At 56.1% G+C, this 13,780-nt stretch carries 19 protein-coding genes; 3 read left to right on the forward strand and 16 right to left on the reverse strand.

Annotation, left to right across the window (positions count from 1 at the left end):
- Nucleotides 1-129: 129 nt before the first annotated feature.
- On the forward strand, nt 130-747 hold the full coding sequence (locus P8X48_08660) for a DsrE family protein (protein MEJ2107384.1): 618 nt from the start codon (nt 130-132) through the stop codon (nt 745-747).
- A gap of 157 nt (nt 748-904) precedes the next feature.
- Here the strand turns inward: P8X48_08660 and P8X48_08665 are convergent, their stop codons facing one another.
- The 12 genes from P8X48_08665 to P8X48_08720 all read right to left on the reverse strand — a co-directional run bounded on the left by P8X48_08665 (nt 905) and on the right by P8X48_08720 (nt 8,841).
- A complete protein-coding gene (locus P8X48_08665) occupies nt 905-1,366 on the reverse strand; it encodes a universal stress protein (GenBank protein MEJ2107385.1) in 462 nt (153 codons plus the stop codon).
- Nucleotides 1,367-1,392: 26 nt separating this feature from the next.
- Nucleotides 1,393-1,581, reverse strand: coding sequence for a hypothetical protein (locus tag P8X48_08670; protein ID MEJ2107386.1), 189 nt, complete (start codon nt 1,579-1,581; stop codon nt 1,393-1,395).
- A 54-nt stretch (nt 1,582-1,635) separates the two neighbouring features.
- Nucleotides 1,636-2,148 carry a hypothetical protein gene (locus tag P8X48_08675; protein ID MEJ2107387.1) on the reverse strand — a complete coding sequence of 171 codons (513 nt, stop codon included), beginning with the start codon at nt 2,146-2,148 and terminating at the stop codon, nt 1,636-1,638.
- A gap of 262 nt (nt 2,149-2,410) precedes the next feature.
- On the reverse strand, nt 2,411-2,746 hold the full coding sequence (locus P8X48_08680) for a hypothetical protein (protein ID MEJ2107388.1): 336 nt from the start codon (nt 2,744-2,746) through the stop codon (nt 2,411-2,413).
- 73 nt (nt 2,747-2,819) lie between these two features.
- Nucleotides 2,820-3,455 carry a hypothetical protein gene (locus P8X48_08685; GenBank protein ID MEJ2107389.1) on the reverse strand — a complete coding sequence of 212 codons (636 nt, stop codon included), beginning with the start codon at nt 3,453-3,455 and terminating at the stop codon, nt 2,820-2,822.
- Nucleotides 3,456-3,651: 196 nt separating this feature from the next.
- Nucleotides 3,652-4,260, reverse strand: coding sequence for a superoxide dismutase (locus P8X48_08690; protein ID MEJ2107390.1), 609 nt, complete (start codon nt 4,258-4,260; stop codon nt 3,652-3,654).
- A 179-nt stretch (nt 4,261-4,439) separates the two neighbouring features.
- Nucleotides 4,440-5,018 carry a hypothetical protein gene (locus tag P8X48_08695; protein ID MEJ2107391.1) on the reverse strand — a complete coding sequence of 193 codons (579 nt, stop codon included), beginning with the start codon at nt 5,016-5,018 and terminating at the stop codon, nt 4,440-4,442.
- A gap of 84 nt (nt 5,019-5,102) precedes the next feature.
- Nucleotides 5,103-5,480, reverse strand: coding sequence for a hypothetical protein (locus P8X48_08700; protein MEJ2107392.1), 378 nt, complete (start codon nt 5,478-5,480; stop codon nt 5,103-5,105).
- 202 nt (nt 5,481-5,682) lie between these two features.
- Complete coding sequence (locus P8X48_08705; protein ID MEJ2107393.1) at nt 5,683-6,090, reverse strand: hypothetical protein; 408 nt, start codon at nt 6,088-6,090, stop codon at nt 5,683-5,685.
- Between the two features lie 46 nt (nt 6,091-6,136).
- Complete coding sequence (locus P8X48_08710; protein MEJ2107394.1) at nt 6,137-6,757, reverse strand: TMEM175 family protein; 621 nt, start codon at nt 6,755-6,757, stop codon at nt 6,137-6,139.
- 35 nt (nt 6,758-6,792) lie between these two features.
- A complete protein-coding gene (gene pgm / locus P8X48_08715; protein ID MEJ2107395.1) occupies nt 6,793-8,445 on the reverse strand; it encodes a phosphoglucomutase (alpha-D-glucose-1,6-bisphosphate-dependent) in 1,653 nt (550 codons plus the stop codon).
- Nucleotides 8,446-8,472: 27 nt separating this feature from the next.
- Nucleotides 8,473-8,841, reverse strand: coding sequence for a YrdB family protein (locus P8X48_08720; GenBank protein ID MEJ2107396.1), 369 nt, complete (start codon nt 8,839-8,841; stop codon nt 8,473-8,475).
- Between the two features lie 135 nt (nt 8,842-8,976).
- On the opposite strand from P8X48_08720, the gene P8X48_08725 reads away from it, so the two are divergent.
- The gene (locus tag P8X48_08725) at nt 8,977-9,864 is read left to right on the forward strand and encodes a c-type cytochrome (protein ID MEJ2107397.1); all 888 of its coding nucleotides are present in this window, start codon (nt 8,977-8,979) and stop codon (nt 9,862-9,864) included.
- Nucleotides 9,865-9,991: 127 nt separating this feature from the next.
- Nucleotides 9,992-10,771, forward strand: a complete 780-nt coding sequence (locus P8X48_08730; GenBank protein MEJ2107398.1) for a tetratricopeptide repeat protein — start codon at nt 9,992-9,994, stop codon at nt 10,769-10,771.
- 113 nt (nt 10,772-10,884) lie between these two features.
- Here P8X48_08730 and P8X48_08735 read toward each other — a convergent pair whose 3' ends face one another.
- The 4 genes from P8X48_08735 to P8X48_08750 form a co-directional block, all read right to left on the reverse strand.
- Nucleotides 10,885-11,358, reverse strand: a complete 474-nt coding sequence (locus P8X48_08735) for a tryptophan-rich sensory protein (protein ID MEJ2107399.1) — start codon at nt 11,356-11,358, stop codon at nt 10,885-10,887.
- Nucleotides 11,359-11,458: 100 nt separating this feature from the next.
- Nucleotides 11,459-11,857 carry a phosphate-starvation-inducible PsiE family protein gene (locus tag P8X48_08740; GenBank protein ID MEJ2107400.1) on the reverse strand — a complete coding sequence of 133 codons (399 nt, stop codon included), beginning with the start codon at nt 11,855-11,857 and terminating at the stop codon, nt 11,459-11,461.
- 212 nt (nt 11,858-12,069) lie between these two features.
- Entirely contained in the window at nt 12,070-12,843 is a 774-nt protein-coding gene (locus P8X48_08745; GenBank protein MEJ2107401.1) for a transglutaminase family protein, read from the reverse strand.
- A 70-nt stretch (nt 12,844-12,913) separates the two neighbouring features.
- Nucleotides 12,914-13,624, reverse strand: coding sequence for a transposase (locus tag P8X48_08750; protein ID MEJ2107402.1), 711 nt, complete (start codon nt 13,622-13,624; stop codon nt 12,914-12,916).
- Nucleotides 13,625-13,780: the final 156 nt, after the last annotated feature.

Below are 13,780 nucleotides of genomic sequence, written 5' to 3' on the forward strand. Positions count from 1 at the left end.
ATCTTGCCTTAATCTTATGTTAATCATCGATTCTGTGACTTGGTGGTACGCTAGCGTGGCACCGGGGAAAGTGCGGTGTATATAAGAAAATACTAATAAATCCCACCTTTGCACTAGGAGACAAACAAAATGAAAAAGATTGCCAAGTATGGAGCTGTCGTCGGTATTCTCGCTTTTCTCTCGTTCCCAATGTTTGCGCAGGCAGGCGAACACGATCGCCACGGTAATAATGAATGTCCAGTCGGTCTGGTAAGCGGGCTCACGCTGGACCAGGAGTTCGGGCCAGGTTCGAGCACTATTACCCATTGCGTCAAGGTTCGGCATCATCTGCAAGTGGCAGTGGAGATCAATCGCAAGTGCCGCGGCGACATGGGTCCAGCTCCAGACCGCGTATGCAGCGGAAGTGGGCCGGATGCATTGGGAAATATGGAAAACATGATAAAGGACTATGAGATCACCAGCGGAATGAAGCGAGGTCATGACTACGAGATGATCGCCATCGTTCACGGGTCCGGAGGATTCCTGCTTCTGAAAGGAAATGAATACGAGGACCGGGTGAAAAACCTGATGGATGAAGGCGTGAAATTCTACTTCTGTCAGAACACCGCCCGCGGTTTCATCCGTGGTGGGATCCTTCCGCTGGGCGATGCGACGGAGCAGCTAATCGATGGCGTCGAATACGTGACGGCCGGCTTCACCGCCCTCGCGGATAAGGAGCAATTGGGCTGGAGCGTTGTGACGCCATAACTGACAACGTGTATCAAATTGAAGGGTGGCTGTTTCGGCAGCCACCCTTTTTTGTGGGGGTCTGTCTTCGAGTCCTTGCTCTGCTGCGGAAAAGGGATCTGATTTCCTTTCAGCGCCGGATTCTTCTTCCCCGCAAACACCATCGGCCCGAATCCGGCTAGGCGGGCGTTTCCGGTTGCTGGACCAGCAAGACCGGCAGGGTACAACGCCGTGCCACTCCTTCCGCGACGCTGCCGAGCAACATGCGCTCCACGCCACGGCGCCCATGGGCCCCCACCACCACCAGATCCGCGGGCCACTGACCCGCCTCTTCGACGATGACCGCGGCGACGTGTTGGGTCGGAGTTGCCGTTTCCAGGCGCTGGGTTCCGGCGTCGATCCCGGCATCCCGCGCGCGCTCCAGGCCGGCGGCAAGCAGCTTGTCGGCACTCGCCCGCCGCGCTGCGGTAATTGCATCGATATTGACGGCGAGTTCCGGGCCCAGGGAAAGCAGGCCCATGTCCACGACATGGATGATCCGCAGGGTAGCGGACAGGGACTTGGCAAGACCGATGGCGTGATCAAGCGCGCGCCCCGAAGCAGGGCTCTCATCGATGGCAACCAGGATGCGTGAATACACGATATCGGCTCCGATGACGGCCCGGTTTATGATGCTGATTGCCCCGTCGCGACTTCCTGGCGACGATGCAACTCGGCGATTTCTGCGTCCACATGGGCGATGACGTTGGTCAGCGCCTCTCTCCCCGACATTTCGCGCTCCTCCATGAGCCAGGGGCCGATCTCGGCCTTGAGGTTTTCCAGCGCCTCGACACTGGCCTGCAGCCGAACCATCATTCTCTTTCGTTCATCGTCATTCATCATTACCGTCCCCGTTCTCTGGCGTCGCGTCTACGGGAATGGCGGGATGGTCGGTTCAGTTCCTTCGCATTCCGCTTCGGGATGATGCGCCTTTATGATCGCCTCGAACTCCTCCACGCGCGCCCGCGGCACGTCGACCATCATCAAGAACTCTCCGTTCTCCATCGCTTCCTTGAACTTCACGATGCGGCGATCGCCGATATCTAACCCAATCAGGCTGGACATGAGGCCGCCAACGCCGGCACCGGCAAGCGCGATGGCCAGGACCGCCCCGCCACCGAGCACCAGCCCGGCCGGCGGCAGAGCCACCGCCACCAGTCCGGCCAGAACCCCGGTCACACCACCAAGGGCCACGCCCTGTTCCAGCGCGGGAATGAAGTCGGTTTTTTGCAGGAAGCTGGCCTCAGGCAGATCTTCCAGCGGCGTACCGCGTTTCGCCAGAACGTGGATGTGCCGTTCCTCGACCCGGGCCAGCAGCAGGTCGTCGACGACCTTCTTGGCGATATCAATATTTGGGGCCAGAAAATAAATACGCCTCATCATTCCTCCTTCGCGCTGGTAATACTCCGGGCCCGAGCCATCTCAACATTTCGGTCGGATTCCTTCTCGGCCGGGCTTTACCACTGCCTAAAGGCGCAGCCTATTACCTCCCATGGGAGACCGCCTTGACTCCTGTCAAACCCCGGTTCGCCTGGCGACGACGCGATGCCGGTCGCCCAAGAGCAAATGCATCAGAAGGCAATTGCCGACAAAACTGGTGAGCCGGCATGCTGGAAGCAACCCCTCTCTGATCCGATTTTTCCTGCTAGGGAATCACGCCGACCGCGGAGATTTCCGAATATCCGTCCAGGTTGCATTTGCCTGTCACGTAGACGCGCACCCTATTTCCCGATTTCACTGCCGCGAGAAGCGCTTCAAACATCTGTTCCGAGCCCGAGGTTCCATAGTCCTGATAGAACCCGGCCCTGTCCTTGCAACCACTCAGCTTGCTGTCGATGGAAAGCTTCACCTGATAGTAGTGGCGACTGGTAGGAACCAGTTCGACAACGTTTCCGAACTCGGTCCAGCCGGAATCGGCCCAAACGGGCAACGACACCGCCAGAATGCATGAGCCAAGCAGCATTGCCTGCCTAATCGTCATGACACCTCCTCCGCGCGACCAGCGTTGCCTCTGACCCGGTCTGTTTCTCTATCGCCAATGTTCTGCATTCTGACTACGATGCCCCCGCCCCGGATTTGGTCCGCAGAAGAATCGCGAGCAGCAGCATAAAAAGCGGTGCGGTGATTGCCCACGGAAACCCGAGAAAGAGCAATGGCGGCGAGTACTTCGGATAGAAATACACGATACTGATCAGCGGCGTCACGAGCACATTGGCGATGAACGACATCCGCACCCATTTCTCGAACCCCGTTTTTCCCAGGGCGGGGACCGCCAACAGGGTTGCCACGCCCATCGATATGTACCCGATGGCGTCGTAGTTCCAGAATAATGAATGGGGGGTCTGGTCCAGAATTCGAATCGCTTCCGCTGTTCCCCCGACTTTCGCGGGGAGCACTGTTGCCAGCTGGACCACGTAGTTCGCGGAAACAAATACCGCGTAGATCGTCGTGAAGATCAGTGCCGCCTGGGTCCAGAATTGCTTGTCCTTCCCTGTCAGGTAGTGGAAGGAGAGCATCTCCAACACGAAGGGTATGACAATACAGAGGGACGTTCCGTAGATGAGAATCTCGTCAAGCGGGAATTTGAGGACTCCGACAACTTGCAGAATCTGAACCACATCGAATGCGATGACCGAAGTAAATGCGGCCATGCCGGACCAGAACCCCACCTCGCTGATTTTCGTGGCCATCGCAACTCCCTTCAATCCCTTGCTGCGGGCGACTCAGGAATATTTGCAATCAGAGTAGAAATTCTTCGGCCAGCATTGTAGCGGAAATTGCTCTCTGACCCAGTTTTGTTGTTCTTTCCAGGCTCAGTCAGAGGTCGGAACGATGAAATAGCCATTCCGACCCCTTCTTGTCCATTTGGCCACTGGCGTTACGGGTTCAGGCCGCCTTCTTGTGGCGGGCATTGCTGAACTGCTCATTCACAAAGCGCCAGTTCACCACCTTCCAGAATGCCTTGAGATAGTCCGGGCGCTTGTTCCGATAGTCGATATAGTAGGCATGCTCCCAGACATCGCAGGTCAGCAACGGGATCTGGCCGTGGCGCAGGGGCGTGTCCGCATCGTGCGTGGTGGTAACGGCCAGCTTGCCGTCCTTGTCCATGACCAGCCAGGCCCAGCCGGAACCAAAGTGGTTGGCCGCTGCTGCAGTGAATTCCTCTTCAAATTTTTCCACCGACTGGAACTGCTGTTTGATCGCTTCCAGCAGTTCGCCCTCCGCGCTGCCCCCTTCCGGGCTCAGGCAGTGCCAGTAAAAGTCGTGGTTCCAGGCCTGGGCGGCGTTGTTGAAGATCTTGACCGCCAAGGCATGTTTGACAATATCCTCGAGGGATTTCTGTTCAAATTCGGTGCCCGCGATGGCGTCATTGAGCTTGGCCACATAGGCAGCATGGTGTTTGCCATGGTGGTATACGAGCGTCTCCCTGGAGATATGCGGCTCCAGCGCATCGAGTTCGTACGGGAGAGGAGGAAGTTGAAAGGCTTGTTTCATAGGGGCGCCTCCTTGGTTTTTGGATGAACGAATAGCTTGTACCCCCTGTGACAGGTCGCCGGGTGAATAGTTTTGGATTTAGCGATGTTTTGACATCAAAAATGGCTGGGCCAGGATCAAAAAGTTTTAAGACATTCCGACCTTGGGAACAACGGGGATCTGACCCCGGTTTTCCCGGCTTATCCGCCACATCCAAAGTACGGCAAATGCCCACGTGGATTGACCGGATCTCGCCTCGGATCTCGTACTGGTTCGTAAGAAGCCGGGTCTTTCTTGTATGCCTCATACGTTCGCCTGGCATGTTGGTAGTCATTGAAAGTCAGGGCAATGCCACCATTCCAGGTGAGTCCCCATGGCGCTCCCGCTCCTTTTTTCGACGCGATGAGGCACACGATCCCGTCGACGACCCTGACCTTTGGGTAGTCGTTCCTGAGAACCACGGATCGCGCGTATCCGTCTACGCGTTGCAGGAACTGCTGCCAAGTGAGCATCGTCGCTGTTTCCCGGGTGGACACATGCTGCCTGATCTTCTCCAATTTCTCCTGATCAATACCCTTGGGGATACCCGTGAACACGATAAAAGCCGGTTCGTCCTGATCGATAACAACATAGTTCGACGCTGAATCGATCTTCACATCCGACCGGGGTTTCACGATATTTGCATCGGAAGGTTTGCTGGCGTTCGCCCCGGTGTAGACAAGGGACACGGCAATCAACGCCAACAGAGCTGTCAATGGTTTGGAAGTCATTTTCAACATGTATCTCATCCTGCGGAATGCCAAAAAGGGGCCGGATCTCGGTCGTTGCCTGCACTATCGGAAATTGCTCTCTGACCCGGTTTTCTAGAGTCTGTAGCTGAAATCCAGCCTTCCTGTCTTGTACGCGGCATAGCAATTGCTGTCCGCCATCGTCATCTCCTTGTTCAATTGTCCGTTTACGAAGCTGAACATGAAGTTGCCCGTCACTGTCTCGCCTCGATCATCTCTCCCATCATATTTTGCGCAGGTCAGCCAGCCGTACTTTGTCAGGACCGGTTTCAATACCGAATGCATGTGCCCCCCGGCTCTATAGTCCCTGAGACCTACGGTATAGTCTTTGAGAAAGGCCTCCATTTGTTTCTTGGAATCGGGTGGATACGGGCCTATCTGATCCGCTGAATATTGCGTCGCGCACGCCGACAGTACGCTGATCGCAAGAAAAACAAACAGAATTCGTTTCATTTTTTTCTCCCTTCACATCGAATAGTCATCATCGGTGAAGAAGCTGGCACCCCGGCTATTGTCGCCCTGAACGACATGGGCGGGAATCCCCGGGAGAGAGAATCTGGATTTTCGCGGCATTCGAACGTCCTTGCCCGGATAATGGATAGCAGATCAGCATACCGGAGAGGCTGACTTAAGGGTACTGACCCCCTTTTCCCCATCAGTGGTCAAGCTCCTGTTTCTTCCCGATGACGAAATAACACTCGATGAAATAGGTATTCTCCGGTTCGGTTTCCGCATTTTCAGCAATGTATAGATGGTATCGGCCTTGTTCCTGGATGACGGGCTGAACCGTCGCCTTGCCATTGACCCAAACCGTACCGGTCGAATCGGGCGATATGACCCACTTTCCCAGGTCTCCGAACCTCGCCACTCCCTCGGGAAGATATTGCGATGATGTATGGAGCCATACCGTCTCGCCACCGGGTCGGTATATCAGTGCTTCCTCCGGATGCGGGGTTTTCATGCTCACAACCACGGTATCGCCATCCACTACGTCACAATGGATTGCAGCCGCGTGGCCAGCGTTTGCCAGAAACAGTAGGAATATCGTAGCCAGAGGTCTCATGTCCGCTGCCTTCTTCCCTCAAACCTTTTCTCACTGGCTCTTCTTTCTACGACCTGGACTTCTTCCTTCGAGACCGCTTTGGCGCAGTTTGACTCGGGCGCGGCCAGAGGAAGAAGACGTTCAGGGCGATGAACAGTCCGATGGAAATCCACGGATTGGCGAACGCGAGAATGGTCGCCAATCCGTAGCCCATGGGGCCGATGAGGAATCTCCGCCCGATGGCCTTGGCGATTTCGGGCGAAACATCGTCATGGAGCAACTCGCGGCGGGATGCCGCGTACCACCACATCCCGGTGACGAGCACCCCGATGACGGTCAATGTGCCCGCGTAGAAGGCGGTGGCGACATCCTGTCCGGCGCGAGTATGGAGCGCCTCGGCCAGAACCGCCGTGGGAAACGGCACGAACGCAATGAACATCAAATGCAGCGTGTTCAGCAGCAGGAGTTTGTGATCCGCGCGCACGATCCAGCCGAACATGGCGTGGTGGTTGATCCAGATCGCCCCGATCACTATGAAGCTGATGGCATAGGCCAGGTAGGACGGCCACAGGTGCAGCAGGCCGAGCCCCAGGGACTCCCCCGGGGGAACCTTGATTTCCAGCACGAGCAGCGTGATTGCGATTGCAAATACGCCGTCACTGAATGCTTCGAGACGGTCGGTATCCATTCTCTGGCCCTATATCGTTAGCGCCAAATGCTCTCTTATCCGGTATCTTTTGCAAGTGCTGCATCGACCATGGTCTGCGCATCATCCAGGATGCGGTGCAGGTGATCCTCGCCGGCGAAGCTCTCTGCATAGATCTTGTAGATGTCTTCGGTACCGGAAGGTCGCGCCGCAAACCAACCGCTTTGGGCAATGACCTTCAAACCGCCGATCGGCGCGCCGTTGCCGGGCGCCTTGGTAAGGATGGTCTGGATCTTTTCGCCCCCGAGTTCGGAGGTGCCTACCTGCTCTGCCGAGAGCCTGGCCAACATGTTCTTTTGCTCCGGGGTCGCAGGCGCCTCGATCCGATCATAGGCCGGCTCACCAAATTCACGCGCCAGGTCGCGATAGATCTCGCCCGGATCACGCCCAAGAGACGCAGTAATCTCGGCCGCGAGCAGGGCCGGGATGATGCCGTCCTTGTCCGTTGTCCACACGCTGCCATCCCGGCGGAGAAACGAGGCACCGGCGCTCTCTTCGCCGCCGAAGCCCAGCGAGCCATCATATAAACCATCGGCAAACCACTTGAAACCAACCGGGACCTCATAAAGCCTGCGCCCAAGTCTGGCCGCCACCCGGTCGATCATTTGACTGCTGACAAGCGTCTTGCCGATGGCGGCGGACCTGGCCCATTGTGGTCGATGTTGGAAGAGATAAAAGATCGCGACGGACAGATAATGGTTGGGAGGCAACAAGCCGGCATTACGGGTAACGACCCCATGTCGATCGTGATCCGTATCGCAGGCAACGGCGATATCGAAGCGATCCTTGAGGCTGAGCAGGCCTTGCATGGCGTAGGACGAGGATGGGTCCATGCGTATCTGCCCGTCCCAATCGAGCGTCATGAAGCGGAACGTCGGGTCGACCGTCTCGTTCACCACGGTGAGATTCAACCCATAGCGATCCGCGATCCGTCCCCAGTAGTGGACCCCGGCGCCGCCCAACGGGTCCACTCCCAGATGGATATCCGCGCCCCGGATCGCACTCATATCAAGCACACTGTCAAGATCGCTGACATAGCGAGTCAGATAGTCGTGGTGATGCGTGGTCGTTGCGCGTTTTGCCCTGGCGAAAGGGATTCGCTTCACGCCCTTCAGGTCGCTCTCCAGGAGCGCATTGGCCCTGCCCTCAATCCATGCCGTGACATCGGTATCGGCCGGCCCGCCGTTTGGGGGATTGTATTTGAAGCCACCGTTGTGGGGCGGATTGTGCGAAGGCGTGATGACGATGCCGTCCGCGAAACCGTCGGCGCGGCCGCGGTTGTATGTCAGGATGGCGTGCGATATCACCGGGGTGGGCGTGTATTCATCGTCTTGTGCCAGCATGACCTCCACGTCGTTGGCCGCCAGCACTTCAAGCGCGCTGGTCATGGCCGGCACAGAAAGCGCGTGCGTATCGATGCCGAGAAACAGCGGGCCATCGATGTTGTGTTGCTGACGGTACTGGCAGATGGATTGACTGATCGCCAGCACATGCCACTCGTTGAAGCTGGTGTCGAACGCGGAGCCGCGGTGCCCCGAGGTGCCGAAGGAAACGCGTTGACCAGGCAGCGACGGATCCGGCACATTGCTGAAATAGGCAGTGATCAATTCGGGTATGTTGACCAACATGGCCGCCGGAGCGGGCTTTCCTGCCAAGGCATCAATCTTCATTCGTGTGTCCTTTGCGTGATGCTTTCACTAGTGGCCAAGCAGCCACTGAATGCGATCATACGACATTGCATAGTGGATCAGCACGGCGATACCAAAGACCCAAGCCAGGTTTGATGCCCCCGTGGCGAACAGCGACCACGTAGCAGCAGCGAAGACTGCCAGCTCAAGGAAAAGACGGGCCATTCCCGGAACCACGACGGGCGCCCTCCCCGACCGGCTCGGGTCGCCCGGCACGGCAAAGGTGCCCCACAAGACCGCGGCGAGGACAGGAATCGCCAATGCGAGAACAAACTGAAGAACGCCCGTGGCCTGGTCCCACCCCCAGCGTCCCAAGGCAACCAGGGCGCCGATCTCAAGGATGAACCGCACGGCAAGGTTTATCGGATTGGCTCCCATCACAGCTCCTTTTTGCGCCGCACGAAGGATACCGGGGAAGGCCTGCCCCTTTTTTCTGCCCCGAATTATTGCTCTCTGACCCGGTTCTTCTCTATTCTATCTTCAAAATAAGAACGGGGCTGGGAGGCCTTTCTGATGAAGCGCGTACTTCGTATCGCCGGTATCTCGGCCGGCGTATTGCTCTTGGCTATTGCGGGTTTGTATTTCTATGCCGACCGTCACCTCAAAACCGAACTGGCCAGGACCTATGTGGTACCGGATATTTCCATTAGTCACGATGTCTCTGTCGCCGATCGGGCCCTCGGCGAGCACATCGTCCAGAAGCGCAATGGCTGTATCGAATGTCACGGCAAGGACCTCGCCGGAAAGACCATTATCAATGATCCGGCGTTCGGAAAGATATCCTGTTCAAATCTGACCCCGTTTGCCCTTGCCGGCATGTCCGACCGGGCGCTTGCCCGGGCACTACGTCATGGACTCCGGTCAGATGGCACGTCGCTGATCTTTATGCCCTCGTACGAGTACCAGAATCTCAGCAAATCCGATGTTGCGGCGATTATCGCCTATCTCCGAACCATCCCCTCGGTGGAAAAACCGAACACACCGATCGAAATCGGGCCGATCGGGAAAATTCTTTTTGCGCTGGGCCAGTTGCCGGTGCTGACCCCCGCCGCCATGATCCATCACGAAACCGGATTCGTTGCCAAGCCGAAGGAAGCCCCGAGCAAGGAATTCGGCATCTACCTGGTGAACTCTGCCTGCATAGGCTGTCACCGAAAGACATTGACGGGCGGTCCCATCGTCGGCGGCGCACCGGACTGGCCGCCGGCGGCCTACATTCGCTTCAAGGGACGTTCCGAATGGACTAAACAAACGTTTTTCAAAACCATGCAGACCGGCCTATCGGCCAGCAGCGGCAAGTATTTGCGGATACCGATGATCGAAGCGGTCGACAAATTCAACGACACGGAACTCACCGCCATCTGGCTTTATCTGAGCAGTCTGGGTCGGGACGCCAGCTAGAATCTTTCAGAGACTCCTGTTCTTCCTGACTCAACCAGACCATAATTCGGTTCTTGCAGGGCATAAGCTGTTATTCCATGCCCTGCAGCCAATAGCGCACCGAAACTAAAACAAGAACGAGGCCGGCATGAAGCTTTCCAGGATCTCGCTATCGATAATACTGGTGCCGCTGATATTTGCGGCATCTGCATCTATCGCACTCGCAGATGAGAATATCGATAGTCAGATTCAGCACTATACGCAGGAACTGAAGGCCAAGCCGAAATCAGTCGACTTGTTGATCAAACGTGGCGATCTGTATTTCAAGACGCACCAGTTTGACAAGGCGGTTGCTGACTTCAGCGCCGCAATCAGACTGGATGGCCACGCCGACAAGGCATACTTCGGACGAGGCCTCGCCCTGGGGCGCAATGGGAACGTTCGTCAGGGCATCAAGGATCTGTCGGTGTACATTGGCCGGCACCCGACTGATTCATACGGCTACACGAAACGCGGGATACGCTATCTCTGGCTGGGCGACGACAGCAGTGCCGAAAAGGACTTATCGATGGCAATCAAGCTGAATCCCAAGAACGCGGAAGCACACGATGATCTTGGTGTCGTATACGGGCGACGCGGTGATTACAAAACGGCATTCAAGAATTTTCTGGCCTGTGTCACCATCGATCCTACCTACTTCAAGGGCTGGCACAATCTGGCGATGGCGTATTACGTCTTTGGGGAGGATAAACCAGCTCTGGCCGCCATAGACCGTTCCTTGGCACTGGTTCCCGACCAGCGAAGTTCCATGCTACTCAAAGCGACAATTTTGCATGCGATGGGACGAGAAAAAGAAGCCGCTCAAGTAAAGGAAGACGCCGAATGGCTTCCCGTTGGCAACTCATCGGAGAATATACCGATCCAGTAACTCCCGAATAATTGAATAATTGGCGTCAGTGTGAAAACCATTCCTCTCTCCCGCCTGCTTCTGGGTTTTTGCTCTGATCCCAAATTTCTTGCTCTCGGACCAGGTTTCTTCTTCTACCCCAGGATTTCGGGATTGAGTTGCCACATGGAGTAATTCAGCGCCAGCGCGAAACTCACCCACAGGAGATAGGGAAGCAGCAGCCAACCGGCGGCCCTGCGTACGCGCCAGAACGCGATCCCGGTCGCGGCGATCAGGAACCACAGGATCACGATATCCGCAAAGGCCCAGCCACCGAGGCGCCATCCGAAGAACAGCCAGCTCCACAAGCCATTCAGTACGAGCTGGGCCAGGAATAGCGCAAGCGCCGGACGAACCCGCCCCGGTTCGCGAGTCCGCCAAACAAGCCACGCGGCGATACCCATGGCCAGGTACAGCACCGTCCACACGGGCCCGAACAGCCACGATGGCGGAGCCCACGACGGTTGTGCGAGCTGGCCGTAGAACGCCCCGGCATCGACCGTGGCGGCGGCACCCACCGCCGCGGCGACAAAGGTCACGCCTAGCCAGACCAGAAATCCCGGGACCATTCTGATTACCGAGTCGCTGCGCATCATCCCCCTCGCGAAAATGCATTCAAAAAATCATAAACCGAGATCTGACCCGGTCTTTTCGTCGGTTTTGATCTTGTCAGCTTTCCCTGTCTTCCTTATACGGAAGTTTTGTGTGGCCGTATCGATGGACCAGAACCGCCAAAGAGATGAGCAATATTGCAGCGGCCGTCACCAGGATGCGCCAGTTGTCGAGGCTTTTCATGTCCAGAATCAGGTACCGGGCCAGCGCCACGATTGCAATGTACATGGGCATACGCACCGGCAGCTTGCCGGAGTCAAGATACACCGCGACCATTGCCAACACTTCCAGGTAGATAAAAAGAAGCAGCAAGTCGGCCAGTCTGACTGTCCTTGCTTCCACCATTGAGGCAATTTCAATTCCTGCTGCAACCAGAGTCGCGATCGCGATTACGAAAAGACCCAGATCCTCCAACAGGGTGATTGTCTTGTGCCCAAGCCGGGTGACTTCTTTCATAAGAAAATGTCCTGTGAAAAAAACCGGTCAGGGAAAAACCAAAAACCGGGGTTTGCGGGACAAGGTTCACCTCCTTGTAAACACGGCGAATGGATACTCAAGATATTATCCGCGGCGGATATTAGAAACAAGGCGACCAGAACCATCCACGATGGTTCAGGAAGTGCTTGATGAATCTCGAAGAGATTCCAAGCGCGCTCTGACCCGGTTCTTTATACATGTTTTTCCTTGATTAGCTGAACCCGAACATCCTGGGTTTTTGGATACACCGCGGGCCCGAACTGGTTGTAGATGGCCACATCAGCGGCATCGCGACCATAACCGATTGCCACGTATCCACCTCTTAGTTCCGCCTGTGTCGCATCGAATGTGTACCAACGTCCATCGACATACGCCTCAAACCAGGCATGCAGGTCCATAGGCTCAAGCCCGTATAGATAACCCACCACCAATCGCGCCGGTATACTGAGACTGCGACACAAGGCAATTCCGAGGTGAGAAAGATCACGGCATACGCCCTGCTGCCTGGAATTCACTTCCACCGCGGACATGGGTATGTCACTGCCACCTGGTTCATTGCGAATGGTCTTACGCAGCCAGGTTTCAATCGCCTTGACCTGGTCATAACCCAAAAGCTGGCCCGCCGCGATTTCAGTAGCCATCTGGCCAAAGCGGTCCGATTCACAATATCGACTGGGTAAAAGATAACTGAGTACAGCATCGGGTAGATACTCGATGTCGACAAAGGGTGCTCCTGGTGCCTGATCCATTTGATCCGCAGTCATGACATCTGCAGAGGTATATACCGAGAAAGAACCAGGAAACGTAACCAGCCGCTGACAAAGATTGCCATAACTGTCAGTGAACTCATGAACCGGGACACTCGGCGTAAGCCTGTATTCCTCACTGGCTACCCACTGCTGCGCCCCGCTTCGTAATCGCAGCATTAGAATGAAAGGTGTTGGTACTGTGATATCGAATGTCATCTCACAGCTTGTGCGCAACCACATATAATAGTTCCTTCAATCAGCGGAAAAGGGGTCGGAGTGTTTTTTCTTAGGCATTCCCCTGCCCCTGCTTCTTTGCCTTTGGGCGGCCCCTGGTGTTCTGCCCAACCTGTCGCCCCAATGCCCTTTCGACCTGCTCCCGGAAACGATCATTGCCCAGCGGGTAATTGTGTGCAAGAGCCTCACGGATCCGATGGAGATCGATTTCCGGTATCTGGTATCGGAACAATTCTCGATAGGCCCGCTGGCGCGACTGCGCATTGGCATCCAGGGCACGATAGAGCAAGTGATTGGAAAGGAGACGGTTGACGTCTCCCCAGGCGTGATGCCGATAGCTGGACCAGCGGTATTGGTCCGGGCTGGCGACCATGTTGGCGGCAACGGGATTCATTTCGATGTAGCGCTGGCAGATCAGCAGGTAGGTATCGGCCTCCACCAGGCTGGCATTGTGCCGACCCTCCCAGAGGGTACCGCTGCGACGGTACGTCTTGTTGATGTAGGCGACATACAAACGCCCGACATGCTGCATGACCTGGGAGATGCCCCGGTCTGCACAGGTCTGGGTCATCAACAGGTGCACGTGATTGGTCATCAGACAATAGGCGTGGAGTTCGACCTCGTAGCGACGACAACCCTGCCCCAGGACCTCCAAATAGAATTGGTAGTCATCGTCCGCAAAGAAGCTGGCGTCCCGGTTGTTGCCGCGCTGGACGACATGGGCAGGAATTCCCGGCAAGTACATCCGTGGTTTTCGAGGCATCGCAAATCCTTTTGCGAGTCGCTGTTTTCTTGGATATTGGGAGCGAGTCTATCGAGAGACTTCCTAAAATTAAATCACTCCGACCCCTTTAATCTCCGGTTTTTCAATATTCCAAAGCCGAGAATGAGATAAACGTAAAACATGTGTCGCCCAACG

It is taken from the genome of Acidiferrobacteraceae bacterium (genome assembly GCA_037388825.1).
Taxonomy (GTDB): Bacteria; Pseudomonadota; Gammaproteobacteria; order Acidiferrobacterales; family JAJDNE01; genus JARRJV01.